The organism is Streptomyces stoeckheimensis, assembly GCF_045822005.1.
Taxonomy (GTDB): Bacteria; Actinomycetota; Actinomycetes; order Streptomycetales; family Streptomycetaceae; genus Streptomyces; species Streptomyces stoeckheimensis.
Genome location: NZ_CP169550.1, coordinates 3,917,230 through 3,943,712 on the forward strand (window position 1 = coordinate 3,917,230; position 26,483 = coordinate 3,943,712).

Annotated in this window: 29 protein-coding genes and 1 pseudogene; 8 read left to right on the forward strand and 22 right to left on the reverse strand. The window is 71.2% G+C overall.

Annotation, left to right across the window (positions count from 1 at the left end; all coding sequences use genetic code 11):
- Positions 1–12 precede the first annotated feature (12 nt).
- Positions 13–675 carry a DUF6461 domain-containing protein gene (locus ACE1OC_RS17570; RefSeq protein WP_407837794.1) on the reverse strand — a complete coding sequence of 221 codons (663 nt, stop codon included), beginning with the start codon at positions 673–675 and terminating at the stop codon, positions 13–15.
- A 77-nt stretch (positions 676–752) separates the two neighbouring features.
- On the opposite strand from ACE1OC_RS17570, the gene ACE1OC_RS17575 reads away from it, so the two are divergent.
- A complete protein-coding gene (locus tag ACE1OC_RS17575; protein ID WP_407837795.1) occupies positions 753–1,220 on the forward strand; it encodes a hypothetical protein in 468 nt (155 codons plus the stop codon).
- A 69-nt stretch (positions 1,221–1,289) separates the two neighbouring features.
- Here ACE1OC_RS17575 and ACE1OC_RS17580 read toward each other — a convergent pair whose 3' ends face one another.
- The 7 genes from ACE1OC_RS17580 to ACE1OC_RS17610 all read right to left on the reverse strand — a co-directional run bounded on the left by ACE1OC_RS17580 (position 1,290) and on the right by ACE1OC_RS17610 (position 7,452).
- Positions 1,290–2,669 (reverse strand): dicarboxylate/amino acid:cation symporter, encoded by a 1,380-nt coding sequence (locus ACE1OC_RS17580; protein WP_407837796.1) that lies wholly within the window; start codon positions 2,667–2,669, stop codon positions 1,290–1,292.
- Positions 2,670–2,799: 130 nt separating this feature from the next.
- On the reverse strand, positions 2,800–2,907 hold the full coding sequence (locus ACE1OC_RS17585) for a putative leader peptide (protein WP_323182336.1): 108 nt from the start codon (positions 2,905–2,907) through the stop codon (positions 2,800–2,802).
- Positions 2,908–3,079: 172 nt separating this feature from the next.
- Positions 3,080–3,394, reverse strand: a complete 315-nt coding sequence (locus tag ACE1OC_RS17590) for a DUF4229 domain-containing protein (RefSeq protein WP_274548972.1) — start codon at positions 3,392–3,394, stop codon at positions 3,080–3,082.
- Between the two features lie 64 nt (positions 3,395–3,458).
- Positions 3,459–5,051: a hypothetical protein gene (locus tag ACE1OC_RS17595; protein ID WP_407837797.1), complete on the reverse strand. Its 1,593-nt coding sequence runs from the start codon at positions 5,049–5,051 to the stop codon at positions 3,459–3,461.
- Positions 5,052–5,097: 46 nt separating this feature from the next.
- Positions 5,098–5,634: a GNAT family N-acetyltransferase gene (locus tag ACE1OC_RS17600; protein ID WP_407837798.1), complete on the reverse strand. Its 537-nt coding sequence runs from the start codon at positions 5,632–5,634 to the stop codon at positions 5,098–5,100.
- Positions 5,635–5,730: 96 nt separating this feature from the next.
- Positions 5,731–6,894, reverse strand: coding sequence for an aminofutalosine synthase MqnE (gene mqnE, locus ACE1OC_RS17605; protein WP_407837799.1), 1,164 nt, complete (start codon positions 6,892–6,894; stop codon positions 5,731–5,733).
- A 102-nt stretch (positions 6,895–6,996) separates the two neighbouring features.
- Positions 6,997–7,452 carry an Lrp/AsnC family transcriptional regulator gene (locus tag ACE1OC_RS17610; RefSeq protein ID WP_243340137.1) on the reverse strand — a complete coding sequence of 152 codons (456 nt, stop codon included), beginning with the start codon at positions 7,450–7,452 and terminating at the stop codon, positions 6,997–6,999.
- Positions 7,453–7,582: 130 nt separating this feature from the next.
- Between ACE1OC_RS17610 and ACE1OC_RS17615 the strand changes: the two genes are divergently transcribed.
- Complete coding sequence (locus tag ACE1OC_RS17615) at positions 7,583–7,717, forward strand: hypothetical protein (RefSeq protein ID WP_266905748.1); 135 nt, start codon at positions 7,583–7,585, stop codon at positions 7,715–7,717.
- Here ACE1OC_RS17615 and ACE1OC_RS17620 read toward each other — a convergent pair.
- Positions 7,714–8,400, reverse strand: a complete 687-nt coding sequence (locus ACE1OC_RS17620) for a UbiX family flavin prenyltransferase (protein WP_407837800.1) — start codon at positions 8,398–8,400, stop codon at positions 7,714–7,716. The genes ACE1OC_RS17615 and ACE1OC_RS17620 overlap by 4 nt on opposite strands.
- 94 nt (positions 8,401–8,494) lie before the next feature.
- Between ACE1OC_RS17620 and ACE1OC_RS17625 the strand changes: the two genes are divergently transcribed.
- The gene (locus ACE1OC_RS17625) at positions 8,495–9,115 is read left to right on the forward strand and encodes a rhomboid family intramembrane serine protease (RefSeq protein WP_407837801.1); all 621 of its coding nucleotides are present in this window, start codon (positions 8,495–8,497) and stop codon (positions 9,113–9,115) included.
- Positions 9,116–9,382: 267 nt separating this feature from the next.
- Here the strand turns inward: ACE1OC_RS17625 and mqnP are convergent, their stop codons facing one another.
- The 3 genes from mqnP to ACE1OC_RS17640 are packed head-to-tail and all read right to left on the reverse strand — an operon-like array spanning position 9,383 to position 12,221.
- Entirely contained in the window at positions 9,383–10,306 is a 924-nt protein-coding gene (gene mqnP / locus ACE1OC_RS17630) for a menaquinone biosynthesis prenyltransferase MqnP (protein WP_407837802.1), read from the reverse strand.
- Positions 10,303–10,767 carry a hypothetical protein gene (locus tag ACE1OC_RS17635; RefSeq protein ID WP_407837803.1) on the reverse strand — a complete coding sequence of 155 codons (465 nt, stop codon included), beginning with the start codon at positions 10,765–10,767 and terminating at the stop codon, positions 10,303–10,305. Before ACE1OC_RS17635 ends, mqnP begins: the two co-directional genes overlap by 4 nt.
- Positions 10,764–12,221 carry a menaquinone biosynthesis decarboxylase gene (locus ACE1OC_RS17640; protein ID WP_327305209.1) on the reverse strand — a complete coding sequence of 486 codons (1,458 nt, stop codon included), beginning with the start codon at positions 12,219–12,221 and terminating at the stop codon, positions 10,764–10,766. The genes ACE1OC_RS17635 and ACE1OC_RS17640 overlap by 4 nt, the downstream gene beginning before the upstream one ends.
- A 117-nt stretch (positions 12,222–12,338) precedes the next feature.
- Here ACE1OC_RS17640 and ACE1OC_RS17645 point away from each other — a divergent pair, with 117 nt between their 5' ends.
- On the forward strand, positions 12,339–12,641 hold the full coding sequence (locus ACE1OC_RS17645) for a PLD nuclease N-terminal domain-containing protein (RefSeq protein WP_407837804.1): 303 nt from the start codon (positions 12,339–12,341) through the stop codon (positions 12,639–12,641).
- 48 nt (positions 12,642–12,689) lie between these two features.
- On the opposite strand, the gene ACE1OC_RS17650 is transcribed toward ACE1OC_RS17645, so the two are convergent.
- The gene (locus ACE1OC_RS17650) at positions 12,690–13,601 is read right to left on the reverse strand and encodes a LysR family transcriptional regulator (RefSeq protein ID WP_407837805.1); all 912 of its coding nucleotides are present in this window, start codon (positions 13,599–13,601) and stop codon (positions 12,690–12,692) included.
- A 132-nt stretch (positions 13,602–13,733) separates the two neighbouring features.
- Between ACE1OC_RS17650 and ACE1OC_RS17655 the strand changes: the two genes are divergently transcribed.
- Positions 13,734–15,227 (forward strand): MFS transporter, encoded by a 1,494-nt coding sequence (locus ACE1OC_RS17655; RefSeq protein ID WP_407837806.1) that lies wholly within the window; start codon positions 13,734–13,736, stop codon positions 15,225–15,227.
- Positions 15,228–15,236: 9 nt separating this feature from the next.
- Here ACE1OC_RS17655 and ACE1OC_RS17660 read toward each other — a convergent pair.
- Positions 15,237–15,416 (reverse strand): annotated as a pseudogene (locus tag ACE1OC_RS17660) (cupin); the annotation flags it as partial.
- Between the two features lie 145 nt (positions 15,417–15,561).
- Here ACE1OC_RS17660 and ACE1OC_RS17665 point away from each other — a divergent pair.
- Positions 15,562–16,053, forward strand: a complete 492-nt coding sequence (locus ACE1OC_RS17665) for a MarR family winged helix-turn-helix transcriptional regulator (RefSeq protein WP_407837807.1) — start codon at positions 15,562–15,564, stop codon at positions 16,051–16,053.
- A 97-nt stretch (positions 16,054–16,150) separates the two neighbouring features.
- Here ACE1OC_RS17665 and ccsB read toward each other — a convergent pair whose 3' ends face one another.
- The 7 genes from ccsB to hemL all read right to left on the reverse strand — a co-directional run bounded on the left by ccsB (position 16,151) and on the right by hemL (position 24,071).
- A complete protein-coding gene (ccsB, locus tag ACE1OC_RS17670) occupies positions 16,151–17,263 on the reverse strand; it encodes a c-type cytochrome biogenesis protein CcsB (protein ID WP_407841590.1) in 1,113 nt (370 codons plus the stop codon).
- Positions 17,263–19,083 carry a cytochrome c biogenesis protein ResB gene (gene resB, locus ACE1OC_RS17675; protein ID WP_407837808.1) on the reverse strand — a complete coding sequence of 607 codons (1,821 nt, stop codon included), beginning with the start codon at positions 19,081–19,083 and terminating at the stop codon, positions 17,263–17,265. The genes ccsB and resB overlap by 1 nt, the downstream gene beginning before the upstream one ends.
- Before the next feature lie 13 nt (positions 19,084–19,096).
- Positions 19,097–19,891 (reverse strand): cytochrome c biogenesis CcdA family protein, encoded by a 795-nt coding sequence (locus ACE1OC_RS17680; protein WP_407837809.1) that lies wholly within the window; start codon positions 19,889–19,891, stop codon positions 19,097–19,099.
- Positions 19,892–19,895: 4 nt separating this feature from the next.
- Positions 19,896–20,531 carry a TlpA family protein disulfide reductase gene (locus ACE1OC_RS17685; RefSeq protein WP_407837810.1) on the reverse strand — a complete coding sequence of 212 codons (636 nt, stop codon included), beginning with the start codon at positions 20,529–20,531 and terminating at the stop codon, positions 19,896–19,898.
- 88 nt (positions 20,532–20,619) lie between these two features.
- On the reverse strand, positions 20,620–21,861 hold the full coding sequence (locus ACE1OC_RS17690; RefSeq protein WP_407841591.1) for a hypothetical protein: 1,242 nt from the start codon (positions 21,859–21,861) through the stop codon (positions 20,620–20,622).
- Positions 21,862–22,059: 198 nt separating this feature from the next.
- Positions 22,060–22,752 carry a histidine phosphatase family protein gene (locus ACE1OC_RS17695; protein ID WP_250740999.1) on the reverse strand — a complete coding sequence of 231 codons (693 nt, stop codon included), beginning with the start codon at positions 22,750–22,752 and terminating at the stop codon, positions 22,060–22,062.
- Positions 22,749–24,071 (reverse strand): glutamate-1-semialdehyde 2,1-aminomutase, encoded by a 1,323-nt coding sequence (gene hemL / locus ACE1OC_RS17700; protein WP_407837811.1) that lies wholly within the window; start codon positions 24,069–24,071, stop codon positions 22,749–22,751. Before hemL ends, ACE1OC_RS17695 begins: the two co-directional genes overlap by 4 nt.
- Before the next feature lie 292 nt (positions 24,072–24,363).
- Here hemL and ACE1OC_RS17705 point away from each other — a divergent pair, with 292 nt between their 5' ends.
- Positions 24,364–24,801, forward strand: coding sequence for a hypothetical protein (locus tag ACE1OC_RS17705; RefSeq protein ID WP_243340142.1), 438 nt, complete (start codon positions 24,364–24,366; stop codon positions 24,799–24,801).
- A 145-nt stretch (positions 24,802–24,946) separates the two neighbouring features.
- Here the strand turns inward: ACE1OC_RS17705 and ACE1OC_RS17710 are convergent, their stop codons facing one another.
- On the reverse strand, positions 24,947–25,843 hold the full coding sequence (locus ACE1OC_RS17710) for an NADP-dependent oxidoreductase (protein WP_407841592.1): 897 nt from the start codon (positions 25,841–25,843) through the stop codon (positions 24,947–24,949).
- A 145-nt stretch (positions 25,844–25,988) separates the two neighbouring features.
- Between ACE1OC_RS17710 and ACE1OC_RS17715 the strand changes: the two genes are divergently transcribed.
- Positions 25,989–26,441 (forward strand): winged helix-turn-helix transcriptional regulator, encoded by a 453-nt coding sequence (locus ACE1OC_RS17715; RefSeq protein ID WP_407837812.1) that lies wholly within the window; start codon positions 25,989–25,991, stop codon positions 26,439–26,441.
- Positions 26,442–26,483 lie beyond the last annotated feature (42 nt).

Below are 26,483 nucleotides of genomic sequence, written 5' to 3' on the forward strand. Positions count from 1 at the left end.
CCGCGCCACCCCCTACCCGAGGGGCTCCTCGCTCACCTCGCCCGTCACGTACACGGCGTCCCTCAGGAGCTCCTCGGTCACCCGGACCCCCGTGAGCCGCTCGGCGAGCGCGAACACCGCCGCCTTCTCGTCGACTTCGGGGTCCGGGTCGCCCGTCGGGTTCAGGCCGAGCTCGCTCATGACGGCGTTCAGCGCGTCGGGGGTGCTGCCGGTGCGGTCCGCCGGGAACTCGAAGGTCGTCCTCAACTCGCCGTCCTCGTACCAGTGGAAGAAGTCCATGGGCTTCCCCCCGTTGCTCGTGTGCGAGACGGCGCGCGAGCCGGCGGACAAGGCCTCCATGAACCGCGGCCGCGTCCCGACGTCTCCGCCGAACTCCAGCACGAGGGTCCAGTCCCCTCCCTCGCCCGGCACGGTGAAGGCTCCCGCGAGGAAGGAGTCGGGCGAGTACCCGTACGCGTCGAGGAGCTCCGTGTGCTCGAAGACCAGGCCGTGGAACCCCTCGCAGACGCCCAGCGGTTCGGCCTCCACCACCGCCAGCACCTCCGCGGGCGAGAGGCCCCGTACCAGCGTCAGGGTGTACCCGCCCTCCAGCGCGTACGCGAACAGCGAGGGCGAGGCCCCTGTCCAGCTGTAGTCGGCGGCGGTGGCTGGGGCGCGGGAAGCGGCTGCGGTCATGCGGCACATTCTTCCCGCCCCCACTGACACCCGTCTTCGGGCTGTGCGGGCGCGGGCGCGTGTGGTGGGATGCGGGGATGGAGGCTGTGCTGGCCAGCTTGATCGCCGTCGCGGGAACCCTGTTGGGTTCGGTCGTCACCTTTGCCGTGCAGCGCCGCACGACTGCGCAAGCGGAGCTCTTCGCCCGTTCCCAGCAGCTGCGACAGGAACGCCTGACGGCGTACAGCGCCTACGCGGGCGCGGTGACGGCGCTCAAGCAAGCCACGGTCACCCTCTGGTTCCGCCTGCAGGAAGCCCCCGACGGCCCCGAGACGCGCCAGGCCTTCACGGAGTGCGACCGGTTGGGCGCCGCCACGGAGAACGCCCAGTTCCGCGTCCGTCTCCTCGCCAAGGACTCCGCGCTCGTCGCTCTCGCCACCTCGGCCTTCGATGCCGTGGCCCCCCTGCGGACGGCATCCACGCACGCCGAACTGGCCCTCCGCGAGCAGGAGCTACAGGACTCCCTCAGCGCATTCATGACCGCGGCCACCGCCCAGATCCACTGATCCGCCCACGGAAAGGCCGCAGCCCCCGCCCGGACGGGGGCGGAGGCTGCGGCGGTTGAGCGGCGAGGCTCAGGCGGTGACGAGGGCCTTCGCCGGGTCGGCGTCCGCGGAGTCGGACGGGGCCGGGACCTCGGCCGGGGCCGGCTCGTCCAGGAGGGAGGAGGAGGCGGTGGCGTAGGCCACCTTGTCCAGGATGCCTTCGCGGGCCGCGACGATGACCGGGACCAGCGCCTGGCCGGCCACGTTGGTGGCGGTGCGCATCATGTCCAGGATCGGGTCGATCGCCATCAGCAGGCCCACGCCCTCCAGCGGGAGGCCCAGCGTGGAGAGGGTCAGGGTCAGCATGACCGTGGCGCCCGTCAGGCCGGCCGTGGCGGCGGAGCCGACGACCGAGACGAAGGCGATCAGCAGGTAGTCGGTGATGCCGAGCTGCACGTCGAAGATCTGCGCGATGAAGATCGCGGCGAGCGCCGGGTAGATCGCGGCGCAGCCGTCCATCTTGGTGGTCGCGCCGAACGGGACGGCGAAGGAGGCGTACTCCTTCGGGACGCCGAGGCGCTCGGTGACCTTCTGGGTGACCGGCATGGTGCCGACCGAGGAGCGGGAGACGAAGGCCAGCTGGATGGCCGGCCAGGCGCCCTTGAAGAACTGGAGCGGGTTGACCTTGGCGACGCTCCACAGGAGCAGCGGGTACACGCCGAACATCACGAGCGCGGAGCCGACGTACACGTCGACCGTGAAGGTGGCGTACTTGCCGAGCAGGTCCCAGCCGTACGTGGCGATCGCGGTGCCGATCAGGCCGACGGTGCCGATCGGGGCGAGGCGGATGACCCACCACAGGGCCTTCTGGAGCAGCTCCAGCACGGACTCGGCGAGGTTCAGCACCGGCTGGGCCTTGCTGCCGAGCTGGAGGGCGGCGATGCCGGCGACGGCGGCGAGGAAGACGATCTGCAGGACGTTCAGCTCGGTGAACGGCGTGATGATGTCGGTCGGCACGATGCCGGTCAGGAAGTCCAGCCAGGACCCTTCGCGCTTCGGCAGCTTGCCGTCCTGCGGGGTGAGGCCGGTGCCGGAGCCCGGGTTCGTGAGCAGGCCGATGGCGAGGCCGATGGCCACCGCGATCAGCGACGTGATCATGAACCAGAGCAGGGTGCGGGAGGCGAGCCGCGCGGCGTTGTTCACCTTCCGGAGGTTCGTGATCGACACCAGGATGGCGAAGAAGACGAGCGGGGCGACGGCCAGCTTCAGGAGCTGGACGAATATGTCGCCTATCTGCTCCAGGGTCGTACCGAGCCAGCTGATCTCCTGGCTGCGGGAGACCCAGCCGAGCAGAACGCCGAGCACGAGGCCGGTGACGATCTGGGCCCAGAAGGGGAAGGAGAAGGAGGACTTCTTCGTCTCGGCCGGGGCCTTGACGGCAGGGGTCTGCGGTGACGCGGACACGGACACTCTCCGGGTGGTTCTGCGGTGTGTGCGGTGGGGTGGTGGTGATGCGGTGCGGCAACACCCGGAAAAGCCAAGAGCCGGGCGGGCGGGACCGCTGCTGTGCCAGGGCTGGTCGCGGAACTGGTCGCGGGACTCAGCGACAACAGCAACAGGCCGCGGACGCGCGGCGGCAGAGGTCGACGTGCAGGCGCGCCACGAGCGGAACGCTCGGGGTCATCTGGTGCGCGGCTGTCGTCAACATGTTGAACACGCTAACACTTCACCTTTGGGAATCTCAAAGCCTGCCTTTGGGATGGCTGGTCCACCCCGGGCCGGAAACCCCTGCGAACCCCCCGGAAAACGCCGAAAGCCCCGGCGCCGCGGGTGGTGAACCCGGCGCCGAGGCATTTCGGTGTGTGATGAAGCTAACTGGCCTACTGGCTGGCGCGCGCGGCCTCGTCGACCGCGTCGTCCTCCTGGCTGCGGTTCGCGGCGAGCTTGTCCTTCGCGCCCGCGACGCGTCCGGCAATGACCGCGGACATCTCGTCGCGCTGCTTGCGCAGCAGCACGAAGGAGAGCGGCGCGGAGATCACGAGGGCGAGCAGCACGACCCAGGCGGGGTTGGCGTCACCGAGACCGGAGGGCACCCAGCCCAGCCGGACCAGACCGGCGACGAGGACGAGGCACCCGACGAAGATCCCCAGGCGCATCGCGGTGTAACGGATCGTCGCGCTCGGCTTGAGGGACACGGTGACCCCTGCTCTCTGTGTCGTCTAGGTCGGTTTCGTGCCCGTCCAGTGAAGCACGCCGGGCCTACGGGCACGGGCCCCGGGGGTCATCGACGGGCACGAGCCGCAGCACGGACGGCGGCACCTTCAGCGCGGCCCTCTCCCGCGGATCCCACAGAACGGCCGTCCCGCCCGCGTCACCGAGCGAGAGGTAGGGGCGTACGGGGTCCAGCGCGCCTCCGTCCACGGGCACTTGGGCCACGTCCTTGACCGGACGAACACAGACCCACTCGGGCTTGATCCCGTAGTAGCGGCTCGGGGTCCCCCCCTCGGCGGCCGCGATGACCGCTTTCTGCCCGGCGGTCGAGGCCGACACGAACGCCAGGCCGACCACACCGGCCATCAGTGCGTAGACGCTCACGAACGCGACGGCGGTGTACCCCACCCAGCTGCCCGTGATCATGCGGTGCGTGTGGCGCATGTAGCCGAGAACGGCGGGGGCGATGAGCAGGACCAGCACCGCGGCCAGCAATCTGAACGTCGCCAGCAGGCGCATCGCCGCCGGGACTTCGACGTCCTCCATGTCGACGTCGAAGGCGTCCAGGTAGAAGGTGGGCAGTGACAGCCCGAGGCCGGGAAACAGGCCGGGCAGGAAGGCCAGGAGCGCGGGCAGCAGCCAGGGCAGGGTGAGCGCCCACCGCGACTGCCGCACCCAGAGCCACACCCCGGTGAGCACCAGGTAGCCGAAGCCGATCCCGATCACCACGAACCCGAAGCCCAGCCGCCGGTCGGGGGCCGTCGTGACGGCGAAGGCGCCGAAGGCTGCCGCCAGCAGGGGCGCGCTGCACCCCAACGCGAGGAGTTTCGCGCCGGAGAGCTCGGGGAGCACCCAGCGGGCGATCATGAGCGCGGCCGCCATGGCGCCGAGGAGGAACGGCAGCGGGGGCACCACCGACCAGAGCGGCCCGGCACCCCACAGCCCCGCCGTCCAGGCACCGCACACCAGCCCGACCAGTGCCGGGAACCTCATCATGCCCATCCGCCGAGAGGGACCGCGCCGCAGGGGCCAGACCGACGGCGGTGGCGGCGGCGTCACGTCCATGGAGCGGCGTACGGCCACCTCGGCCGACGGCCCGGCCACCGCGGCCGACGGCCCGGCCACCGCGGGCACCCCCGGTAGCGACCTCGCCGCGAGGATCAGGGCCTCCTCCTCACTGCCGGCCCGCACCTGACGGCCCGTGTCCCGGCTGCCCAAGGTGCGGGCGGCCCAGGCCGCCACGCTCCCCCGCCACCGGCCCGCCCGGGTCTGCGCCGGCTGCTCTCCGGCCGCCGGGGGGCGGTACACGTACCAGACGGGCAGGTCCACCGGATCCCGCTCGACGCGCTGCACCGCCTCCCCGACGAGGTCGAGCACCAGCCGGTCGGATATGACTTCGAGGTGTTCCCGGGCGGCGGTCGACGCCCGGATCGCCGATCCGGGGAACCTGACCTCGACCGTGTACCGACAGTCGGCCTCCTCCCGGGGCACGGAAACCTGTTCCTCGCGCCGGTTCAGCACCGGCCAGCCCCGGGCCTGCAGTTCGGCCTCGAACAGCGCGCAGTCCGTCGAAGTCCCCTTCAGCCGCGCCAGCGCCACGACCCGCTGGTCCCAGCGCTGCCCCGATCCCGTCACTCCCACCGCTGCCTCCCCCGCTCCCCTTCGGACCGGCGAAGCGTACTGGTGGTCAGTGCAGCGGCAGCAGCATCGTGATGTCGTCGCGGTCGTCCCCCGGGGCCACCCGGATCGCGCCGGGGACGCGGCCGACCTCCTTGTAGCCGCAGGCGGCGTAGAAGTGCTCCAGCCCCAGGCCGCCCCGGCAGCCGAGGCGGATCGCCTCGATGCCCTCCATCGTGCGGGCGGCGTCGGCGACGGCCTCCATCAGCGCGCGGCCGGCCCCGCTGCCCTGGAGGGCGGTGTCGACCATGACGGTGTAGACCCAGACCCAGTGCCGCTGCAGCCGGTGCTGGTTGGGGGCGATGACGGCCGTGGCGCGCACCCGGCCGGTCGCGTCGCGCCCGACGAGCAGGCGGCTGCGGCCTTCGGCGGCCGCGGCGAGGTGCTTGTCGACCTCGGGGCGGATGTCCTCGATGACGACGGGCGGTACGAAACCCACCGCGCCTCCCGCGTTGCTGACGTCGGTCCAGAGCGCGGCGAACTCTTCGGCCAGGGCGGGGTCGAGGGCGGGGTCGACGACCGGGTCGAAGGTGAAAGTAAGGGTCATAGGGCTAGGTTAACCATTACCTCACCTCGTGCGCAAAAGGCCCCGTCCCCCCACCGGGGGGCCGGGGCCCAAAGCGTCAGAGAGGCGGGGCGGGCGTCAGAGCCGCATCGCCTGCGGGGTCTCGCGGAGCTCCGCGTCCGGGCCGGGGTACTCGCGGATGATCTCGTAGCGCGTGTTGCGCTCGACCGGGCGGAAGCCCGCCTCGCGGATCAGTTCCAGCAGGTCTTCGCGGCCCAGCTTGTTCGGGGTGCCGTAGTTGTCCGCGTCGTGCGTGATCTTGTACTCGACGACCGAGCCGTCCATGTCGTCCGCACCGTGCTGGAGGGCGAGCTGCGCCGTCTGCACGCCGTGCATCACCCAGAAGACCTTCACGTGCGGGACGTTGTCGAAGAGCAGGCGGGAGACCGCGAAGGTCTTCAGCGCCTCGGCGCCCGTCGCCATCGTCGTGCGCGCCTGGAGCTTGTTGCGTACCTTGCCGTCCTTCATGTCCACGAAGTCGTGCTGGTAGCGCAGCGGGATGAAGACCTGGAAACCGCCGGTCTCGTCCTGCAGTTCGCGCAGCCGGAGCACGTGGTCCACGCGGTGGCGCGGCTCCTCGATGTGCCCGTAGAGCATCGTCGCCGGGGTCTTGAGGCCCTTGGAGTGCGCGAGGCGGTGGATGCGCGACCAGTCTTCCCAGTGGGTGTTGTGGTCGACGATGTGCTGGCGGACTTCCCAGTCGAAGATCTCCGCGCCGCCGCCGGTGAGGGATTCCAGACCGGCGTCGATCAGCTCGTCCAGGATGTCGGAGGCCGACATGCCGGAGATCGTTTCGAAGTGGTGGATCTCGGTCGCCGTGAACGCCTTCAGCGAGACGTTCGGCAGCGCCTCCTTCAGCGCGGAGAGCGAGCGCGGGTAGTACCGCCACGGCAGGCTGGGGTGCAGGCCGTTGACGATGTGCAGCTCGGTGAGGTTCTCGTTCTCCATGGTCTTGGCCAGGCGGACGGCTTCCTCGATGCGCATCGTGTACGCGTCCTTCTCGCCCGGCTTGCGCTGGAACGAGCAGTACGCGCACGAGGCCGTGCACACGTTCGTCATGTTGAGGTGACGGTTGACGTTGAAGTGGACGACGTCGCCGTTCTTGCGCGTGCGCACCTCGTGGGCGAGGCCGCCGAGCCAGGCCAGGTCGTCCGACTCGTAGAGGGCGATGCCGTCCTCACGGGTCAGCCGCTCGCCGGAGCGAACCTTGTCCTCCAGCTCACGCTTGAACCCAGCGTCCATGCCGGTCCTCTCCTCTGTCCTCTGTCCCCATGCCCGCCCTGCGCGGTCCGCGGCGCGGTACGTGTGCCCCACAACCGCGCCCCAACCGTACTCTCAGCGCCCTCAGGCTTCCTCCGGCAGGCCCCCGACCCGGTTCTCCCACTTGGTGGAGAGCACGATCGTCGTGCGCGTGCGCGAGACGCCCTTGGTGCTGGAGAGCTTGCGGATGATCCGCTCCAGCCCGTCCACGTCGCCGGCCCGGACCTTGAGCATGTACGAGTCGTCGCCGGCGATGAACCAGCAGTCCTCGATCTCCGAGAGGTCGCGCAGCCGGCGGGCCACGTCCTCGTGGTCCGCGGCGTCGGAGAGCGAGATCCCGATCAGCGCCGTGACGCCGAGGCCGAGCGAGGCCGCGTCCACGGTCGCGCGGTAGCCGGTGATGACCCCGGCCGTCTCCAGCCGGTTGATCCGGTCGGTGACGCTGGGGCCGGAGAGGCCCACGAGCCGGCCCAGCTCGGCGTACGAGGCGCGTCCGTTCTCACGAAGTGCCTGGATGAGCTGCTTGTCCACCGCGTCCATATACCTGGAGCCTTCCATTATTCGGCAATCCCTCAAGTTTACGTATAGAATCTAAGGTGCACAGGGTCGACACCCTGTGAATCTTTCAACAGATCAACGACGATCTGACAATTTTCAGGAGTGGTTCACCGTGTACACGATCGAGATGGCCTACGCGCACATGCGACAGCTCCAGGAGCTGGCCAACCGATCCCGCACCGACCAGCCCGTCGCCGCGCACCGCGTCGACAAGATGCGCAAGCCGGGGCGCGCCAAGAAGCGCTAAGCGCCACCGCCCGCCTCCCGGGGACGGGAGCCTCCGAGCTCCCCTTCCCACCGGCGGTACAGCCCGTGCGGCACTCCTGCCGCGTCGAGCACCCGCCCCGCGACGAAGTCCACCAGATCCTGGATGTGCGTCGCACCCGCGTAGAACGCCGGAGAGGCGGGCAGCACCACTGCGCCCGCCTCGTCCAGGCTCACCAGATGCTTCAGCGTCTGCCCGCTCAGCGGGGTCTCCCGTACCGCCACCACCAGCCGGCGCCGCTCCTTGAGCGTCACGCTCGCGACCCGCTGGAGCAGGTCCTTCGACAGGCCCAGCGCCACCCCGGCCACGCAGGCCGTGGACGCGGGCACGATCAGCATCCCCTTCACGGGGTACGAGCCGCTGCTCGGTCCGGCCGCCAGATCCCCGGCCGCCCAGTGGCGCACGCCGTCCAGGTCCGGGCGCGCGAAGGTCGCGGGCTTGCCGTCGGCCCCCCGTTCCAGCCACTCCCCCAGGTCGTCCCGCCAGTGCGCGTCGCGGAAGGCGATCCCCGTCTCGTCCAGCAGCGTCAGGCGCGAAGCCCGGCTCACCACCAGGTCCACGCTCTCGCCCGCCGCCAGCAGCCCGCGGATCACCGCCGCCGCGTACGGCGTCCCGGACGCCCCGGAAACCCCGACCACCCACGGGGTGCGCTTGCGCTCAGTCATACCTCCGAGACTATCCGGCCACCGCCGACGGGCACTGGCTAAGGTGTCCGCACGTTCAAGGGGTGGACACGGCGGAGCAGGGGACGGTGACGTCATGAGCGAGCGCGGGATGCGTCCGGCGGGTACGCGGGCGGGCCAGTGGAGCCGCAGCGGCCGGGTCGGGGCGGCGGCGAAGCTGATGCTGGGCTGGGTGGCGCTGCTGTGGCTGATCGAAGCCGTCGACTACTCCACGGGCCACGCACTGGACACCTACGGCATCACCGCGCGGGAGGCCGACGGCCTGAGCGGGATACCCCTGGCACCCTTCCTGCACTTCGGCTTCGACCACGTGGCCTCCAACAGCGTCCCGCTGCTGGTCCTCGGCTTCGTCACCGCGCTGAGCGGCATCGGCCGCTTCCTGGCCGTCTGCGCGGCCATCATCCTGGCCGACGGGTTCGCCGTCTGGCTGATCTCCCCGCCCCACAGCATCACGGCGGGCGCCTCGGGCCTGATCTTCGGCCTCTTCGGCTACCTGCTGGTCCGCGGCTTCGTGGAGCGCAGCCCGCTGGGCATCGCGGTCGCCGTGGTCATCGCCGCCGTCTGGGGCACGACCTTCCTGGCCGGAGCCCTCCCCACGGACTCGGTGGTCAGCTGGCAGGCCCACCTCTTCGGCCTCCTGGCCGGCGCGGCGGTCGCCCTGCTCGCCCGGCCGCGGCCGGAGGTGGCGGCGCTCTAGCCTGCGGCGCCGGGGTCGATGGGCAGCGCGGCCGTGTCCACGGCCCCCTTCCCGATGCCGGTCTCCACGGTGACCGTCTCCCACCTCGTAGTCGTTGCGCACGCTGCTCGGGGAGACGACCTCGATGACGAGCTCGACCAGGTCGGGCGGGTAGGCGCTGAGGTTCCGGTCGGCCTCCGCGGCAGGGACGACCGCGAGGTCACGGCCGCAGGCTAGTCAGCGGGGCAGGTCACGAACCGCCGAATCCGGCCGGGACACACGATCGAGTTACAGCGACAGCCCCCGCACCACCAGGTCGAGCAGCGCGCACACGAACAGGGCCATGCCGATGAAGCCGTTCACCGTGAAGAAGGCGCGGTTCAGGCGGGACAGGTCGTGCGGAGTGACGATGGTGTGCTCGTAGAGGAAGGCGCCGACCACGATCAGCAGGCCGAGCCAGAACAGCCAGCCCGCGTCCGTCGCCACCGCGTACCAGGCCAGCAGGCCCGTGGTGACGACGTGTGCGCCGCGCGCGCCCCACAGGGCGGCCGGGATGCCGAAGCGGGCCGGGACGGACTTGACGCCCTCCGCGCGGTCCGCGGCCACGTCCTGGCAGGCGAAGATCAGGTCGAAGCCGCCGATCCACACGCCCACCGCGAGGCCGAGGATCACCGCGTCCCAGGACCACGTGCCGGTGATCGCGATCCAGGCCCCGACCGGGCCCATCGCCTGGGCGATGCCGAGGATGGCGTGCGGGAAGTTCGTGAACCGCTTCCCGTACGGGTACACCACCATCGGCACGACCGCGATCGGCGCCAGCATCAGGCAGAGCGGGTTCAGCAGCGCCGCCGCGCCGAGGAACACGACGAGGGCGATCCCGGCCCCGGTCCAGGCGGAGCGGACCGAGACGGCGCCCGTCACCAGCTCGCGCCCGGCGGTCCGCGGGTTCCGCGCGTCGATCTCCCGGTCGATGATCCGGTTGGCCGCCATCGCGAAGGTCCGCAGCCCCACCATGCAGACGGTGACGAGCAGCAGCTTGGTCCAGTGCATCCGCTCGTCGAGCGTGTACATGGCGGTGAGCGCGGCGATGTAGGCGAAGGGCAGCGCGAAGACCGAGTGCTCGATCATCACGAGCCGCAGGAACGCCTTGACCTTGCCGCTGGCCTGCGGCGCGGGCCCGGGTCCGACGACCTCGTCGGCGGTGGTCATCATGCGAGGGTTCTCCGGAACTCTTCGAGGTCGGCCAGCAGGTCCGCCGTGGGGAGCGTGCCGAGCTCCAGGGTCCACGGGCCCGCGTCGTGGCCCTCCGGCGGGGTGACGTGGGCGGTCAGCTGCCAGGTGGTGGGAGACGGGCGCGCCTCCAGGCGCAGGAAGTTCCCGGCCTCCGCGCTGAACGGCTCGCCCGCGACTAGGGCGCGCTGGAGCTGCTCCGCGAAGTCGTCCGCCTCGATGTCCCGCGCGCCGGGCAGCTCGAAGCCGTCGCCCTCGCCGTCCTCGTCGAGCATCAGCGCCCAGACGTTGCCGGGGCCCGCGAACTCCTCGGGCGAGACGCCCGCCTCCGCGGCGGCCTCGCGGACGCCCGGGTCGGCCGGGTCGAGGCTCGGGCGCACCAGGGCCACGTACACGGTGTCGGTGCCGATGAAGAGGGCCGGGCCCCCGTCGACGGTGCTCACAGTCCGTACTCCTTCCAGCGACTGTCGACCAGGGCCGCGGTCGCGGGGTCGGACTCGACCATGTCAGGCCAGCCGCCGTCCCGGGTGTAGCCCTCGGTCGGCAGCTTCTTCGTGGCGTCGATGCCCGCCTTGCCTCCCCAGAACTGCTGGTAGGAGGCGTGGTCCAGATGGTCCACCGGGCCCTCCACGACGGTGAGGTCGCGGGAGTAGTCCGTATTGCCGAGCGCCCGCCAGGAGACCTCGTGGAGGTCGTGGACGTCGCAGTCCTTGTCCACCACGATGATCAGCTTGGTCAGCGACATCATGTGCGCGCCCCAGATGGCGTGCATGACCTTCTGCGCGTGCTTCGGGTACTTCTTGTCGATCGAGACGATCGCGCAGTTGTGGAAGCCGCCCGACTCGGGGAGGTGGTAGTCCACGATGTCCGGGACGATGATCTTGAGGAGCGGCAGGAAGAAGCGTTCCGTCGCGCGTCCCAGCGGGCCGTCCTCCGTCGGCGGCCGGCCGACGACGATCGACTGGATCAGCGGACGCTTCCGCATCGTCACGCAGTCGATCTTCAGCGCGGGGAACGGCTCCTGCGGGGTGTAGAAGCCGGTGTGGTCGCCGAAGGGGCCCTCGGGGAGCGTCTCCCCGGGCTCCAGCCAGCCCTCGATGACCACCTCGGCGTGGGCCGGGACCTGGAGCGGGACCGTCTTGCAGTCCACCATCTCGATCCGCTTGCCCGCCACGAACCCGGCGAAGAGGTACTCGTCGATGTCGCCCGGCAGCGGCGCGGTCGACGCGTACGTCACGGCCGGCGGGCAGCCGAAGGCGATCGCGACCGGCAGCCGCTCACCGCGCGCCGCGGCCACCGCGTAGTGGTTGCGGCTGTCCTTGTGGATCTGCCAGTGCATGCCGATGGTGCGCTTGTCGTGGCGCTGGAGGCGGTACAGGCCGAGGTTGCGCACGCCCGTCTCCGGGTGCTTGGTGTGCGTCAGGCCGAGGTTGAAGAAGGACCCGCCGTCCTTGGGCCAGGTGAAGAGGGCCGGCAGCTGGTCCAGGTCCACGTCGTCGCCGGTGAGGACGACCTCCTGGACGGGCGCGGACTCGCCCTTCACCTTCTTCGGCGGCACGTGCACCATCGAGCCGAGCTTGCCGAAGGCCTCGCGGACGCCGATGAAGCCCTGCGGCAGCTCCGGCTTGAGCAGGCCGCCGATCTTCTCGCTGATCTCGGCGTACGACTTCAGCCCGAGGGCCTTCAGCAGGCGCCGGTCGGTCCCGAAGACGTTCATGGCCAGCGGCATCGCCGAGCCCTTGACGTTCTCGAAGAGCAGCGCGGGTCCGCCCGCCTTGTTCACTCTGTCGACGATCTCCCCGACCTCTAGGTACGGGTCCACTTCGGCCTTGATGCGCTTGAGGTCGCCCTCCCGCTCGAGGGCCCGGAGCAGCGAGCGGAGATCGTCGTAAGCCATGCGGGCAATTGTGGCATCCCCGCTCAGAGCCCGAACCGCGGCGGGCCCTCTACCCTGGAAGAGTCCACGGCGGACCTGCCCGGTCCGCGCCGTTCTTCTGGGGGTCGGTCCCACACCGTGCTGCGCTATCTGCCGTTCCTGCTGATCATCGCGCTGACCATCTACACGTTCATCGACTGCCTGAACACGCCGGAAGAAGAGGTCAAGCACCTTCCGAAGGTCGTCTGGGTCCTGATCATCCTGCTCTTCTCGATCGTCGGTCCGGTGGTGTGGCTGTTCGCGGGCAAGAAGCGGGTGCCCGGCGGCGCCGGCGGCCGGCCGCGCCCGGGCCGCCGCACGTGGGTGGCCCCCGACGACAACCCGGAGTTCCTGAAGTCCCTGCGCAAGGAGCGGGACGAGAAGGAGAAGGACAAGGAGTAGGGCCAGGAGTAGGACGAGGAGTGGGGCCGGGCAAGGCCCGGTCCCGTCCTACGGGGCTGCGGCGCCCGTCCGCGCCGCCGCGCGCTGCGCCGCCTGCGCGAAGGCCCGTACGGCCCCGGTGTCCTCGCCCGCGCGCCAGACCAGCCCGTACCCGACCGGGTCGGCGTCGGCCACGGGCACGTGGGTGACGCCCGGCCGGGCGTGGTAGGCCGCGGCGTGGGCCGAGGTCAGCAGGGCGCCCTGACCGGCGGCGACCAGCATCAGGGCCTCCTGGAGGTTCGTCACCTCCGGGCCGCGCCGGATCGGCCGCCCGGCCGGGGTGCGCGCAGGGGCCTGGTGCTCGCGCAGGTACGCGGGCAGGTCCCCGGCGATCGACAGCAGCGCGACCTCCGCCAGCTCCTCCAGCGTCACCGATGTCCGCGCGGCCAGCGGGTGCCCGGCGGCCACGGCCAGCGCCCGGGCCTCGCTCAGCAGCGTCGGCCCCTCCCCCAGGTCGGGCTCGCGCACCGGGAACTCCGCGAAGGCCACGTCGAAGTCCCCGCCGCGCAGTTGCCCGTAAGGGTCGGAGAGCGGCACTTCGCACACCTCGACGATCAGTCCGGGGTGACTGGTGCGCAGGTCCTGCGCGGCCCGCAGGACGAGTTCGCCCGCGGGCGGGGTGGTGAAGCCGACGTGCAGCACCCCGCCCGCGGCGCGGGCCGTCGCCGCGGCCCGGTCCAGGGCGGCGGCGATGCCGCGGTGGTGGGGTTCCAGGTCGGCGCGGAGCTGGGCTCCGAGCGAGGTGAGGGCGACGCTGCGGCTGGTGCGCAGGAACAGCCGGGCGCCGACGCGCCGTTCGAGGCGCTGCACGAGCTGGCTGACGCGGGCCCTGGAGAGCAGCATGCGCTCGGCGGTGCGACCGAAGTGCAGCTCCTCGGCCAGGATCAGGAAGCAGTCGAGCTCGTCGCGATCGGTAAGCACGGCTGAACGAACGTTCAGATCTTCGGCGTTGTTCCCGGTCGAGCGGCGGACGAAGGTAGTTGAGCCGGCAACTTCTGCTCCTGCTCCTCTTCCTTCGAGCCCTTCCGCTCCTCCGTCCTGCGAGGTCCCATCATGGATTCAACGGCATCAACGAGCCCCACCGCAACGATCCGCGGGCGCCGGCTCGGCGTCCTGCTCGTCCTGGCCGGCGCCATCTTCCTCGAAGGCATCGACGTCGCGATGCTGAACGTGGCCCTCCCGTCCATCCGCGCCGACCTCGGCCTCGAAACCGGCACGCTCCAGTGGGTGATGAGCGCCTACGTGCTCGGCTACGGCGGCTTCATGCTGCTCGGCGGCCGCGCGGCCGACCTCTTCGGCCGCCGCCGGATGTTCATCGGCTGGCTGACGGTGTTCCTGCTCTTCTCCGGGCTCGGCGGGCTCGCCACCGAGGGCTGGCAGCTGATCGCCGCCCGCTTCGTGACCGGGGTCGCCGCCGCCTTCATGACCCCGGCGGGCCTCTCCGTCATCACCACCGGCTTCGACGAGGGGCCCCAGCGGGAGAAGGCGCTGCTCGTGTACTCGGGCACGGCCGCCGCCGGGTTCTCCGTCGGGCTGGTCGCGGGCGGGCTGCTGGCCTCGGTGGGCTGGCGCTGGGTGTTCTTCGCTCCCGTGGCGCTGGCCGCGCTGATCCTGGCGGGCGCACTGGCCTTCGTACCGAAGGAGCCGAAGGCCGCGTCGGCCGTGCGCCGGGAGCGGGGCCGGATCGACGTGTGGGGCGGGGTGCTGGTGACCGCGGGTGCGGTCCTGCTCGTCCTCGGCGTCGAGGAGATCTCGGTACCGGCCGTGCTCGCCGGGATCGCGCTGCTCGGGGCGTTCGTCCTCGTCGAGCGGCGCACGGCCGAACCGCTGGTCCGGCTCGGCGTCCTGCGCTCGCCCGGGCTGCTGCGGGCCAACGCGGCGGCGCTGCTGTTCTCGGCCGCGTTCTTCGGCTTCCAGTTCCTCGTGGTGCTCTACCTCCAGGAGCTGCGCGGCTGGTCGACGCTCCAGACCAGCCTGGCCATGCTGGTGATCGGGATCGACGCGGTCCTGTCCCCGACCGTGGTGCCGAAGCTGGTGGCGCGGTACGGGAACGGCCAGCTGATCTTCGGCGGCCTGCTGCTGGCGGCGCTGGCGTACGGGCTGTTCCTGCCGCTGGGCGCCGACTGGTCCTACCTGCTCATGCTGCCGAGCCTGGTCCTGCTCGGACTCGCCTTCGCCCTGGTCTACGGGCCGCTGACCATCGTCGCCACCGAGGGGGTCGCGGAGGAGGAGCAGGGCCTGGCGGGCGGCCTCCTCTACACGGCGTTCCAGTTCGGCGCGGCGCTCGGGCTGGCCGGGGTGACGGGGGTGGCGGCCGGCGCCGCGGACCCCCTGACGGGGTACCGGGCGGCGCTGCTCGTCCCCTTCGCGGCCGCCCTGGTGGCCGCGGCCGTCAGCCTGCCGGGGCTCCGGCGGGGCTCACACCGCCCAGGGCAGGAGCCGGGTGCCCTCGGTGCCGGGGACGCAGACGAGGCCGTCGGCGCGCATGGCGACGTACACCTCGGTGTCCGCCAGGGCGTGGACGTGGCGCAGGACGTCCGGGGGTAGCACCACGGCCTCGCCCGCGGCGACCTTCTCGGTCCGGCCGCCGCAGGTGACGTCCAGGGCTCCGACGGTGACCGTCCAGACCTGCTCCCGGCTGACGGAGTGCTCGGGGCCGGTGATCCCGGCGGGGATGGCGGCGTGCCAGGTGCTCAGCTCGGCGCTTCCCCGGCTGGGAGAGGCGTAGCCGGTCATGGTCGCGTTCGGGGTGGTGATGACCTGGTCGGGGGACGGGGTGATGACGCGCACGGCAGGTCCTTCGCTTTCTCCGGCAGGGTGAGTCAAGCTACTTTACTCACACGAGTAAAGCAGCTTGACTCACCTGTGTCACCATGTTTCCGTGACCGACCACGACACCTCCGGCCAAGACACCGCCGAACCGGACATCGAACTGGCCTTCCTCCTCGGCCTCGGCTTCCAGCTCCTCCTCGGCGAGTTCACCCGCCGCCTCGACGAGGCCGGGTACGCCGACGGCCTGCGCCCCCTGCACGGCATGGCCTTCCAGGCCCTGGGAGCCTCCGGCGCCACCGCGACCGAGCTCGCCGAACGGCTCGGGGTGACCAAGCAGGCCGCCGGGCAGCTCGTCGACGACCTGGAGCGGCGCGGCTACCTGCGCCGCACCCCGCACCCCGAGGGCGGCCGGAAGAAGCTCGTCGTCCTGACGGAGGCCGCGACCGCCCACCTGGGGGCCGCTGGCCGGGTCCTGCACGAGCTGGAGGCCGAACTCGGCCGCGACAGCGTCGACCTCGCCGCCCTGCGCACCGAACTGGGCCGCCTGGTCCGCACCCTGAACGGGGACGGCCCCCTCCCGGCGCTGCGCCCTTCCTGGTGACGGACGGCCCCCTCCCGGAAAACGCCGGAGGGGCCGGGCGCCTTTCGGCTGCCCGGCCCCTCCGGCCGTCGGTCCATCGGTCCTGCGTGTCTACGGGTCAGACGCCCGCGTACGAGTGCTTGCCGCTCAGCAGGATGTTCACGCCGTAGTAGTTCCAGATCCAGCAGGCGAACGCGAAGAGCGCGAGGTACGCGGCCTTGCGGCCCTTCCAGCCGGCCGTGGCACGGGCGTGCAGGTAGCAGGCGTACGCCACCCAGGTCACGAAGGACCAGACCTCCTTGGGGTCCCAGCCCCAGTAGCGGCCCCACGCGTCGCCGGCCCAGATCGCGCCCGCGATGATCGTGAAGGTCCACAGCGGGAAGACGGCCGCGTTGATGCGGTACGAGAACTTGTCGAGCGAGGCCGCCGACGGGAAGCGCTCCCAGACCGAGGTGGCGAACTTGCCCGGCTTGCCGCCGCGCGCGAGCTTCGCCTCGTAGCCGTCGCGGAAGAGGTACATGACCGCGCCGGCCGCGCCGATGTAGAAGACCGCACCGCAGATGATCGCGGTGGAGACGTGGATCAGCAGCCAGTACGACTTCAGCGCGGGGACGAGCTGGTCGCTGTCGGTGTAGAGCACGGTGGTGGCGATGCCCAGGTCCAGCAGGACCGTGGTGACCAGGAACAGGCCGAGCCAGCGGACGTTCTTCTTCAGCGCGAGGAGCAGCAGGTACGCGCCGACGGCCACCGTGGAGAAGGTGATCGAGAACTCGTACATGTTGCCCCAGGGGGCGCGCTCCACCGACATCGCGCGGGCGACGACCCCGCCCCCCGCGAGCAGGAAGCCGAGGGTGGTCAGCGAGATCGCGATGCGCCCGTACAGGTCTCCCTGGACGGTGCCGCCGGCCGCGCCGGGGCCGTCCGGGACGTCACGGGTGCCGGCGGCGCTGCGCGTGACCACCTTGGGCTTGTCGAGGACGGCGGTGCCCCCGGTTTCACCGGCTCCACCGGAGCTTCGCGCCCCCTTCTGCCGCACCTGGACCGCAGGGGCGGCGGACGCGGCCCCGGGGTTGGTGAGCGCGGCAGCCGTACGGGCCACCTTGCTGCGGCTGCCGAAGATCCACTCGGCGATGTGGGCGAAGAAGGCGAGGGTGTAGACCGCCATCGACGCGTAGATCAGGTTGTTGCTGAGGTGAGCCAGGCTCTCGTTGGCTGCGGCCGCGAGCTGCATCACGCGCGCTCCCCTTCGACTTCTTCGGCTTCGGCAGGTTCGGGTCCGTCGTCGGCGACGGGTGGCGCGGGCGCCGCGGACGGCGCCTGCTCGTGGAGCGCGCCGGCCAGGACCGCCAGCTCCTCCGGAATCTTGGCGGACTCGCTGCGGCCCAGGCCCGCCATCTCGACGACGGTCACGCCGTCCTCGCCGCGGACCGCGCGCACCCAGATCCGGCGGCGCTGAATGAAGAGCGAGCCCGCGAGTCCCGCGATGGCGGCGACGGCGCCCGCGAGCGCGAGACCGCTGCCGGGCTGATGGGTGATCGAGAAGGTCGCCCAGCGCTCGATGCCCTCGAACTTCACGGTGCCCTGGCCGCCGGGCAGTTCCATGCTCTCCCCGGGCAGCATCCGCTTCGCGAGCGGCTGGCCGTCCTCGGTCTTGAACTGCTCCATCTTGGAGGTGTCCAGCTGGTACACGTTCTGCGGGAGGCCCGAGTCCACGCCGAGGCTGCCGTGCCACGCGTTCAGCGCGAGAGCCGGGAAGTCCAGCTCCGGGAACTGCGAGAACATCGTGCCCTGGCCGGCGCCCGCGAAGGTCGGCACGAACATCGCGGCGAAGCCGAGCTGCGTCGTCTTCCCGTCCTTGTCCTTGTAGCCGTCGGTGACCTTGATGGCGCCGGTGGAGGTGAGGTTGCCGTCCTGCGGCAGCATCGGCACGGCGTCCTTGTAGATCACCTTGCCGGTGGAGTCGGTCACCGAGATGACCGGCGCGTAGCCGTGGCCGAGCAGGTAGACCTTGGAGCCGTCCACCTCCATCGGGTGGTTGACCTGGATCTCGCGCTTCTCCGGCGTGCCGTGCGCGCCGTTGGTGAAGGTGACGTACGCCTTGAAGTCGCGCGGGGTGCCCTTCTGCGGGCCCGTGCGCTCGAAGGTCGCGTCGAACTTGTCCAGGGTGAAGGAGAAGGGCGGCAGGTCGTCGGGGTCGAAGAGGCCGCCGGACTTGAAGTCGTCGTACTGGGTGAGCGTGTTCGAGAAGCCCTTGCCGCGCAGGACGAGCTTGCCGCCCTCGGACTTGAAGTACTGGCCCCAGGCGAAGGCGATCAGCATGACGATCAGCGCCACGTGGAAGATCAGGTTCCCGGCCTCGCGCAGGTAGCCCTTCTCGGCCGAGACCGATCCCGACCCCGATCCCGACCCCGATCCCGACCCGGATCCCGCACCGGCCTCCGTACGGAAGCGCCGACGGCGGAGCAGGCCGTGCGCGGTGGCGAGCACCTCGTCCGGGGAGCTGTCCGTGCGCCACGTCGTGTACGCGGGCATCCGGTTCAGCAGCTTGGGCGCGGCCGGCGGCCGGCCGGTGAGCTGGCCGACGAACTGCCAGGAGCGCGGCAGGATGCAGCCGATCAGCGAGATGAACAGCAGCAGGTAGATCGCGGAGAACCACACCGAGCTGTAGACGTCGAAGAGCTGGAGCTTCTCGGCGACGCCGACCCAGGAGGCGTGCTCCTTCTTCCAGGCGGCGACCTTCATCAGGTCGACCTGGTTCTGCGGGATCAACGAGCCCGGGATCGATGCCAGGGACAGCATGAAGAGCAGGATCAGCGCCACCCGCATCGAGGTGAGCTGCCGCCAGAACCAGCGGGCCCAGCCGAGCACCCCGATGCCCACGGGGCCGCCGGGGGCGTCCTCCAGCGGGGCGGTGGACAGCTGCGCGCCGGCGGCGGCCTCCGCGGAGGCTTCGGCGGAGGCGGCTGCTTCGGCGGAAGCGGAATCCGCGGAATCCGCGGAATCCGGGGCATCGTGCGGCGCCTCGGCGGACGCCTTGTCGGTCTTACTCATGTCCGTGTAGTCCTCAGATCCCCACCGTGAAGCCGCTGGTCCAGCTCTGCATGTCGCTGACGATGCTGCTCCACATTCCTGTGACGAGCAGCAGACCGGTCAGGATCAGCATGCCGCCGCCGATCCGCATCACCCATGCATAGTGCTTCTTCACCCAGCCGAAAGCGCCGAGCGCCTTGCGGAAGGCGAGCGCGGTGGCGATGAACGGCAGCCCCAGTCCCAGGCAGAAGACCACGGTCAGCAGCGCGCCGCGGCCGGCGGTCGCCTGGTCCAGGGAGAGGGTGCCGACGGCCGCGAGGGTCGGGCCCATGCAGGGGGTCCAGCCGAGCCCGAAGAGCACGCCGAGCAGGGGTGCGCCGAGCAGGCCGACGGTCGGCTTCTTGTGGAAGCGGAACTCGCGCATCGTCAGACCGGGGATGGCGCCCATGAAGAACAGCCCGAGCAGGATCACCAGCCCGCCGAGGACCCGGGAGATGACGTCCTTGTTCGCGTCGAGGGTCTGTCCGAAGTAGCCGAACAGCGCGCCGGTCGAGACGAACACGGCCGTGAAGCCGAGGACGAACAGGCTCGCACCGCCCAGCATCCGCCCGCGCCGGGCCTCGGCGAGGTCGGCTCCGCCGACGCCGGTCACGTAGGAGAGATAGCCCGGGACGAGCGGCAGCACGCAGGGCGAGAAGAAGGAGACCAGCCCGGCGAACAGGGCGATCGGCAGGGCGAGCAGCAGCGCGCCGTTGAGGACGGTCGTGTTCACGCCGGTCGGTTCGGCGGCGAGCACGGCCCCCGGGAGCGCGGAGAGTGCGGTGACCACGAGGTCACTTCTCCGCGAGGACCGGGTCGATCATCGAGCGCAGCTGCGCCTCGTTGACCGCGGCCAGGGTGCGGGCGGCGATCTTCCCGTCCTTGTCGAGGATGAGCGTGGAGGGGATGGCCTGCATGTTGAGCGTGCCCTTGGAGAACCGGAGCATCAGCTTGCCGTCCGGGTCGAAGAGGCTCGGGTAGGTGATCCCGTAGGTCTCTTCGAAGGAGGCCGCGTTCTGCTGGGTGTTGTCGCGGGTGTTGATGCCGACGAAGGCGACGGGCTGCCCGGCCGCTTCCAGCTCCTTGGAGACCTTCGCGAAGTACGGGGCTTCGGCCCGGCACGGCGGGCACCAGGAGCCCCAGACGTTGAGGACGACGACCTTGCCCTTGAGGGTGGTGGTGTCCAGCGTCTTGCCGTCCACGGTCTCGCCGTCGAGCTTGGGCGCGTCCGCGCGCTTGCCCTTGGCGACGGTGGAGATGCCGTTGGCGCCGATCACGTAGTTGCCTCCGGCGGACCCGGAGGGTTTGCTGCCGCCGTCCGCATCGGTGCACGCCGTGAGGGTGAGGGCGCTCGCGAGGGTCACCGCGGTCAGCAGGATGGTGCGGCCGCTGGTCGAGCGGCTGCGGCGGGGGGCGCGGCTAAGGCTCATGTGAAAAGTTTCGCATGTGCGGTTTGCGGATCTTCCGCACCCCCCGGGGGTCTGTTAAGCCGCTGGTCAGGTACTGACCGGGGGCGGGTCAGGCCGCCGTGAGATACGTGCCCCAGCCACCGGTCGGCGCCTGGCCGGGGCCGAGCGTGCGCAGTTTGGCCAGCACCTTGGGGTCCTGGACGTCCAGCCAGTCGGCGAACTGCCGGAAGGATACGAGGCGTACGTCCTTTTTGTCCGCCATGCCCTTGAGGGCCTCCTCGACGGCGTCCATGTAGATGCCGCCGTTCCACTGCTCGAAGTGGTTGCCGATGAACAGGGGTGCGCGGTTGGTCTCGTAGGCCCGCTTGAAACCGCCCAGGTAGGCGGCGGTGGCCTGGGTGCGCCAGGCGGGGTAGTTGGACGGGACGCCCTTGGTGGTGTTCTTGGACTGGTTCGCGAGGATGTTGTAGTCCATCGAGAGCACCTCGAAGGAGTGCCCGGGGAAGGGCAGCGACTGCAGCGGCAGGTCCCACAGGCCGCCGCGCTTGACCGGCCACTGCTGGAGGCCGCCGGGCGAACTGGAGTCGTAGCGCCAGCCCAGCTTCTGGGCGGTGGGCAGCAGGTTGTCCTGGCCGAGCAGGCAGGGGGTGCGGGCGCCGGTCAGCTCCTTGCGGTAGTCGAAGGGCAGCGGTTCGACGTCGGTCCAGCCGGTGTTGGTGCGCCAGTTGGTGACGAAGGACACGGCCTGGTCGATCTCGCTCTGCCAGTCCTCCGGGGTCCACTTCCCGACCGAGCCGGAGCCCCCGCAGAAGTGCCCGTTGAAGTGGGTGCCTATCTCGTGGCCGTCGAGCCAGGCCTCACGGACGCACTTGAGGGTGTTGCGGACGTTCTCGTCCTTGAGGTACCCGATGTCGGAGGCGCCGACGGGGTTCTTCGGCGGGCGGTAGAGGTCCTTCTTCGACTCGGGCAGGAGGTAGATGCCGGAGAGGAAGAAGGTCATCGCCGCGCCGTGGTCCTTGGCGAGCTTGAGGAAGCGGGGGAAGAGGCCGTTGCCGATCTCGCCCGCGCCGTCCCAGCTGAACACCACGAACTGGGGCGGGGTCTCGCCCGGCTGGAGGGGTACGGGGGCGGCCGGCTGGTGCGGCTGCGGCCCCGTGTCGGCGGTGGATCCGTCACCGATGACCTTGACCGCCGGGCCGCTCGGGGCGGCGGCCTGCGGGGCGCCCGACGGGTTGACCGGTCCCGGGTTGCCCGAGCCGGACGACCCGCCGACACTGCAGCCGGCCACGCCGGCCGCGGCGGCGGCCCCAAGTCCGAGTCCGAGCACTCCTCTTCGGCTGAAGCCGCGCATATCGCTCATGCAGTTCATACAAACGGACATTTCGGCGAAGTCCAGAGGCGACACAACCGAATCAGGCAACTTGTATGAAATTAGGCCCAGTCTTGACCAAGCCGGGGCTGGGACCGGAGCAGCCGGGGCCTTGGCGTAGCCGGGGCCCGCGCTCCTAGGAGCCGGCCCCGGCAAACCCCGTCACGGCCCGGCCAGGGCCTACGCGCCGAACGCCTTGGACTTGCCCTTCACCGGCTTCGCCCCCGCGAGGAGGTGCGACGGGACCAGGTCCCGGGCCGGCTCGCTGTAGCCCACCGACACCAGCGTGTCGCCCTGGTACGTGAACGAGGTCAGCGAAGCCAGCGTGCACTGGCGGCGGCGCGGGTCGTGCCACAGCCGCCGCTTCTCCGCGAAGCTCCGTACGATCCAGATCGGCAGCTGGTGGCTGACCGCCACCGCCTCGTGGCCGCGGGCCGCGTCACGGGCCGTCTCGATCGCGCTCATCATCCGCACGACCTGCTCGACGTACGGCTCGCCCCAGGACGGCTTGAACGGGTTCGTCAGGTGCTTCCAGTTCGCGGGCCTGCGCAGCGCGCCGTCACCGACCCCGAAGGTCTTGCCCTCGAAGACGTTGCCGGCCTCCAGGAGGCGGGCGTCGGTCGCCAGGTCCAGCCCGTGCGACTTGGCGATCGGCGCGGCCGTCTCCTGGGCCCGCTCCAGCGGGGAGGCCACGACGTAGGTCACGTCCCGGTTCTCCAGGTGCTCCGCGACCCGGTCCGCCATCTTGCGGCCCAGCTCGGAGAGGTGGTAGCCGGCGCGGCGCCCGTAGAGGACCCCGTCCGGGTTGTGCACCTCGCCGTGGCGGACCACGTGGACGACGGTGATCTCGTTGCCACCGGCTGCGGCGCTCATGCGGTGGCCTCCGCGGCGGCCCGGGCGGCGGCCGGCAGGGCGGCCGCGATGCGCTCGATCGCCTTGTCGTCGTGGGAGGTGGACACGAACCACGACTCGAACGCGGAGGGCGGCAGATAGACGCCCTGCGCCAGCATCGAGTGGAAGAAGCCGTTGAAGCGGAAGGCCTCCTGTTTCTTCGCGTCGTCGTAGTTCCTGACCTCGTCCTCCGTGAAGAACACGGAGAACATGTTCGAGGCCGTCTGCAGCCGGTGCGCGACGCCCTCCTTGGTGAGCGCCTCGGTGACCAGCGCCTGGACCTGGAGCGACACGGCGTCGACCTTCTCGTACGCCGCCTCGTCCAGCAGCCGCAGCTGCGCCAGACCGGCGGCCGTCGCGATCGGGTTACCGGACAGCGTGCCCGCCTGGTAGACGGGACCGGCGGGGGCGAGGTGCCCCATCACGTCGGCCCGGCCGCCGAAGGCCGCCGCCGGGAAGCCGCCGCCCATGACCTTGCCGAAGGTCATCAGGTCGGGCTTGACCCCGTCCACGCCGTACCAGCCGGCGCGCGAGGTACGGAAACCCGTCATGACCTCGTCGGAGATGTACAGGGCGCCGTTCGCCCGGCACAGGTCGGCGAGCCCCTGGTTGAAGCCCTCCCCCGGGGTCACGACGCCCATGTTGCCGGGCGCGGCCTCGGTGATCACGCAGGCGATCTCGCCGGGGTGCGCGGCGAAGGCCGCCCGGACCGCTTCGAGATCGTTGTAGGGGAGCACGATCGTGTCCCCGGCCTGCGCGCCCGTCACCCCGGGGGTGTCCGGCAGCGCGAAGGTCGCGAGCCCGGAGCCCGCGGCGGCCAGCAGCGAGTCCACGTGGCCGTGGTAGCAGCCGGCGAACTTCACGATCTTGGCGCGGCCGGTGAACCCGCGGGCGAGGCGGATCGCGGACATGGTCGCCTCGGTCCCGGAGGACACCAGGCGGACCTGCTCCACGGGCTCGATCCGCGCGACGATCTCCTCGGCGAGCGCGACCTCCCCCTCACCGGGGGTACCGAAGGAGGTGCCGCGGACGACGGCGGCCTGGATGGCCTCCACCACGGCCGGGTGGGCGTGGCCGAGGATCATCGGCCCCCACGAGCAGACGAGGTCGACGTACTCGCGCCCGTCGGCATCGGTCAGGTACGGACCGGTACCGGACACCATGAACCTGGGCGTTCCGCCCACGGCGCGGAAGGCGCGCACGGGGGAGTTCACGCCGCCAGGCGTCACGAGGGACGCGCGGTCAAAGAGAGTCTGCGAGACTTTGGCTTCATACGGGTACGGGTAGCTCACACCAGCCATGGTCTCAGAGGCCGCGACTGACTTGCGGACGGGCGTTTCACCGCGCCACCCCGGGGGAGGTCACTGCCATGATGATCAGGCTGCGTGGCGGGGGTCACGGGGCCGGGGCAGGCAAGACCAGTCGGGTGGAGATATGCAACGCGGTGGTGGACCGGGCGAGGGCACGGACGGCCTGGACCCGCAGCGCGCCCGCGAACGGCGCCGCGGCAAGCACCGCCGTCGCGCGACGGACGCGGCAGAACCCGTACCGGGCCCCACGCAGGACCCCGACGGCCTCCCCAGGGGCCGCGGCATGGGCGTGACGTACAAGTACTTCGGCGCCCCCGACGGGGCCACGGCCGCGCGCGTCCCGGTGACGATGCGGCCGGAGGAGCTGGGCGGCGACGAGCTCGGCATGGGCGGCATGTTCTCCAAGATCAAGCCGGAGACCGTCGCGGCGATGGTCCTGACCGGCATCGAGGGCATACCCCTGCACAAGGTGCCCCCGCTGGAGCTGGTCGTCCTCCACCCCGACTACGCCGTCGTGAAACTCCCGATGACCGTCGTCGACCCGCTGCGCGGCATCGGCGAGGAATCGGTCGGCGCCGCCGCCTTCATCTGGTCCACGGTCCCCGACCGCGGCGGCCCCCGCGACGCCTTCAACGTCTACCAGCTGCTCCACGAGTGGCAGGATTTCAGCCATCGCCTCCACGAAGCGGGGCACCAGCCGTACTGCCTGGTCTGGCCGTAGGCCGGGGCGCGGCTCGGGCCGCTGCTCGGGCCCCAGGCCGGGACGTGACGCAGGCCGTGGCTCGGATCGTCGGGACGACAGCTCGGGCCGTCGGGGCGACACCTCAGGCCGTCGGAGCGACAGCTCAGGCCGTCGGAGCGACAGCTCAGGCCGTCAGGACGATGCGGCCGCGCGTGCCCGGGTCCGCGAGCTGGGCGTGGGCCTTGGCGGCCTCCGCCAGCGGGAAGGTGCGCGCCACCCTGAGCGCCAGCTCCCCCGCGTCGACCAGCGTCACCAGCCGGGCCAGATGGGCGCCGTCCGCCGCCACCTCCTGCTCCACCACGCGGACGCCCCGCTCCGCCGCCGGGGCCGCGCCGGGGATCAGGCCGACGTAGGCGCCGCCGTCGCGGACGAAGGCCAGGGCCGGCCCGCCGAGGACCGCCGTGTCCACGACCCCGTCCACGGCCTCGGCCGGAGCCCCGCCGCGCGGGACGAAGCGGGCCGCGCCCAGGGACCGTACGAGCTCCTCGTCATCGGCTCCCGCCAGGGCCGTCACCACGTAGCCGGCCCGCGCCGCCAGTTGGACCGCCAGCCCGCCGACCGCCCCCGCCGCGCCCGTGACCAGGACCGAAGCCCCCGGGGCCAGTTCCAGCAGGTCCACCGCACGGGCGGCGGTCAGGCCGCTCAGCGGCAGCGCCGCCGCCGTCACGTCGTCCACGCTCGCGGGGGCCGGAGCCAGCGCCGACGCGTCGAGCACCACGTACTCGGCGTGCGTACCGAGCGGCTTGACCGTCCCGTAGTGCAGGCCGACCACCCGGTCGGCCACCGCCCAGCCGCTCACCTGCGCACCGAGCTCCTCGATCTCCCCCGCCACGTCCCACCCGAAGCCCAGCCGCTGCCCCTCGCCGCCGAAGACACCGGCCCGTACCGCGCCGTCGACCGGGTTCAGGCCGGCCGCCCGGACCCGGACGCGGACCTGCCCGGCGCCCGGCCGCGGGATCGGAACCCGGACGACCTCGACCCGCTCGGGTCCGCCGAAGCCCTCGGCCACTGCCGCCGACATCATGCTGCTGCTCATCGTCATCGCCTCTTCCGCAGGCTCGCTCTCTCGTTCCGGTGTTCCCGGTGAGAACTAACCTAGGGAGAGTTACTCTCGATTCGTAAGTACGTACCTCGGAGTGCGTACCCGACCCGGAAGTGGGGCACCCATGGCCACCCGTACCGCCGAGGCCCACCGCGAAGAGGCCCGCGCCGCCTACGACGCCTTCCTCAAGGAGTGCCCCACCGCCCAGCTCCTGGCCCGCATCAGCGACAAGTGGGTCGGCCTCATCGTCAGCGCACTCGGCCAGGCCGAGGACCGGACCATGCGCTACAGCGAGCTCGGCCGCAAGATCCCCGGCGTCAGCCAGAAGATGCTGACCCAGACCCTGCGCTCCCTGGAGCGCGACGGCCTCGTCGCCCGCACCGTCACGCCCACCGTCCCCCTCCGCGTCGACTACCGGCTCACCGAACTCGGCAGCAACCTCGGCTGCCTGCTCAGCTCCGTGAAGCAGTGGGCCGAGAACCACTTCGACGAGGTCAGCGCCCACCGCGAACGGCACGACGCGGAGGCCGCGGGCGCGGATGCGGGCGCAGCCGCGGGCGCGGACGCGGCCGCGTAAATCCGCCGCCGGACCCCGCCCCTCGATGGCATATTGGGCCCC

What these genes read in the sequence shown, in the direction of transcription:
- ACE1OC_RS17570 (WP_407837794.1), bottom strand. Translation starts at nt 675, where the DNA reads ATGACCGCAGCCGCTTCCCGCGCCCCAGCCACCGCCGCCGACTACAGC.
- ACE1OC_RS17575 (WP_407837795.1), top strand. Translation starts at nt 753, where the DNA reads ATGGAGGCTGTGCTGGCCAGCTTGATCGCCGTCGCGGGAACCCTGTTG.
- ACE1OC_RS17585 (WP_323182336.1), bottom strand. Translation starts at nt 2,907, where the DNA reads ATGTTGACGACAGCCGCGCACCAGATGACCCCGAGCGTTCCGCTCGTG.
- ACE1OC_RS17600 (WP_407837798.1), bottom strand. Translation starts at nt 5,634, where the DNA reads ATGACCCTTACTTTCACCTTCGACCCGGTCGTCGACCCCGCCCTCGAC.
- mqnE (WP_407837799.1), bottom strand. Translation starts at nt 6,894, where the DNA reads ATGGACGCTGGGTTCAAGCGTGAGCTGGAGGACAAGGTTCGCTCCGGC.
- ACE1OC_RS17610 (WP_243340137.1), bottom strand. Translation starts at nt 7,452, where the DNA reads ATGGACGCGGTGGACAAGCAGCTCATCCAGGCACTTCGTGAGAACGGA.
- ACE1OC_RS17620 (WP_407837800.1), bottom strand. Translation starts at nt 8,400, where the DNA reads ATGACTGAGCGCAAGCGCACCCCGTGGGTGGTCGGGGTTTCCGGGGCG.
- ACE1OC_RS17625 (WP_407837801.1), top strand. Translation starts at nt 8,495, where the DNA reads ATGAGCGAGCGCGGGATGCGTCCGGCGGGTACGCGGGCGGGCCAGTGG.
- mqnP (WP_407837802.1), bottom strand. Translation starts at nt 10,306, where the DNA reads ATGATGACCACCGCCGACGAGGTCGTCGGACCCGGGCCCGCGCCGCAG.
- ACE1OC_RS17640 (WP_327305209.1), bottom strand. Translation starts at nt 12,221, where the DNA reads ATGGCTTACGACGATCTCCGCTCGCTGCTCCGGGCCCTCGAGCGGGAG.
- ACE1OC_RS17655 (WP_407837806.1), top strand. Translation starts at nt 13,734, where the DNA reads ATGGATTCAACGGCATCAACGAGCCCCACCGCAACGATCCGCGGGCGC.
- ccsB (WP_407841590.1), bottom strand. Translation starts at nt 17,263, where the DNA reads ATGCAGCTCGCGGCCGCAGCCAACGAGAGCCTGGCTCACCTCAGCAAC.
- resB (WP_407837808.1), bottom strand. Translation starts at nt 19,083, where the DNA reads ATGAGTAAGACCGACAAGGCGTCCGCCGAGGCGCCGCACGATGCCCCG.
- ACE1OC_RS17685 (WP_407837810.1), bottom strand. Translation starts at nt 20,531, where the DNA reads ATGAGCCTTAGCCGCGCCCCCCGCCGCAGCCGCTCGACCAGCGGCCGC.
- ACE1OC_RS17690 (WP_407841591.1), bottom strand. Translation starts at nt 21,861, where the DNA reads ATGCGCGGCTTCAGCCGAAGAGGAGTGCTCGGACTCGGACTTGGGGCC.
- ACE1OC_RS17695 (WP_250740999.1), bottom strand. Translation starts at nt 22,752, where the DNA reads ATGAGCGCCGCAGCCGGTGGCAACGAGATCACCGTCGTCCACGTGGTC.
- hemL (WP_407837811.1), bottom strand. Translation starts at nt 24,071, where the DNA reads ATGGCTGGTGTGAGCTACCCGTACCCGTATGAAGCCAAAGTCTCGCAG.
- ACE1OC_RS17705 (WP_243340142.1), top strand. Translation starts at nt 24,364, where the DNA reads ATGGGCGTGACGTACAAGTACTTCGGCGCCCCCGACGGGGCCACGGCC.
- ACE1OC_RS17710 (WP_407841592.1), bottom strand. Translation starts at nt 25,843, where the DNA reads ATGTCGGCGGCAGTGGCCGAGGGCTTCGGCGGACCCGAGCGGGTCGAG.
- ACE1OC_RS17715 (WP_407837812.1), top strand. Translation starts at nt 25,989, where the DNA reads ATGGCCACCCGTACCGCCGAGGCCCACCGCGAAGAGGCCCGCGCCGCC.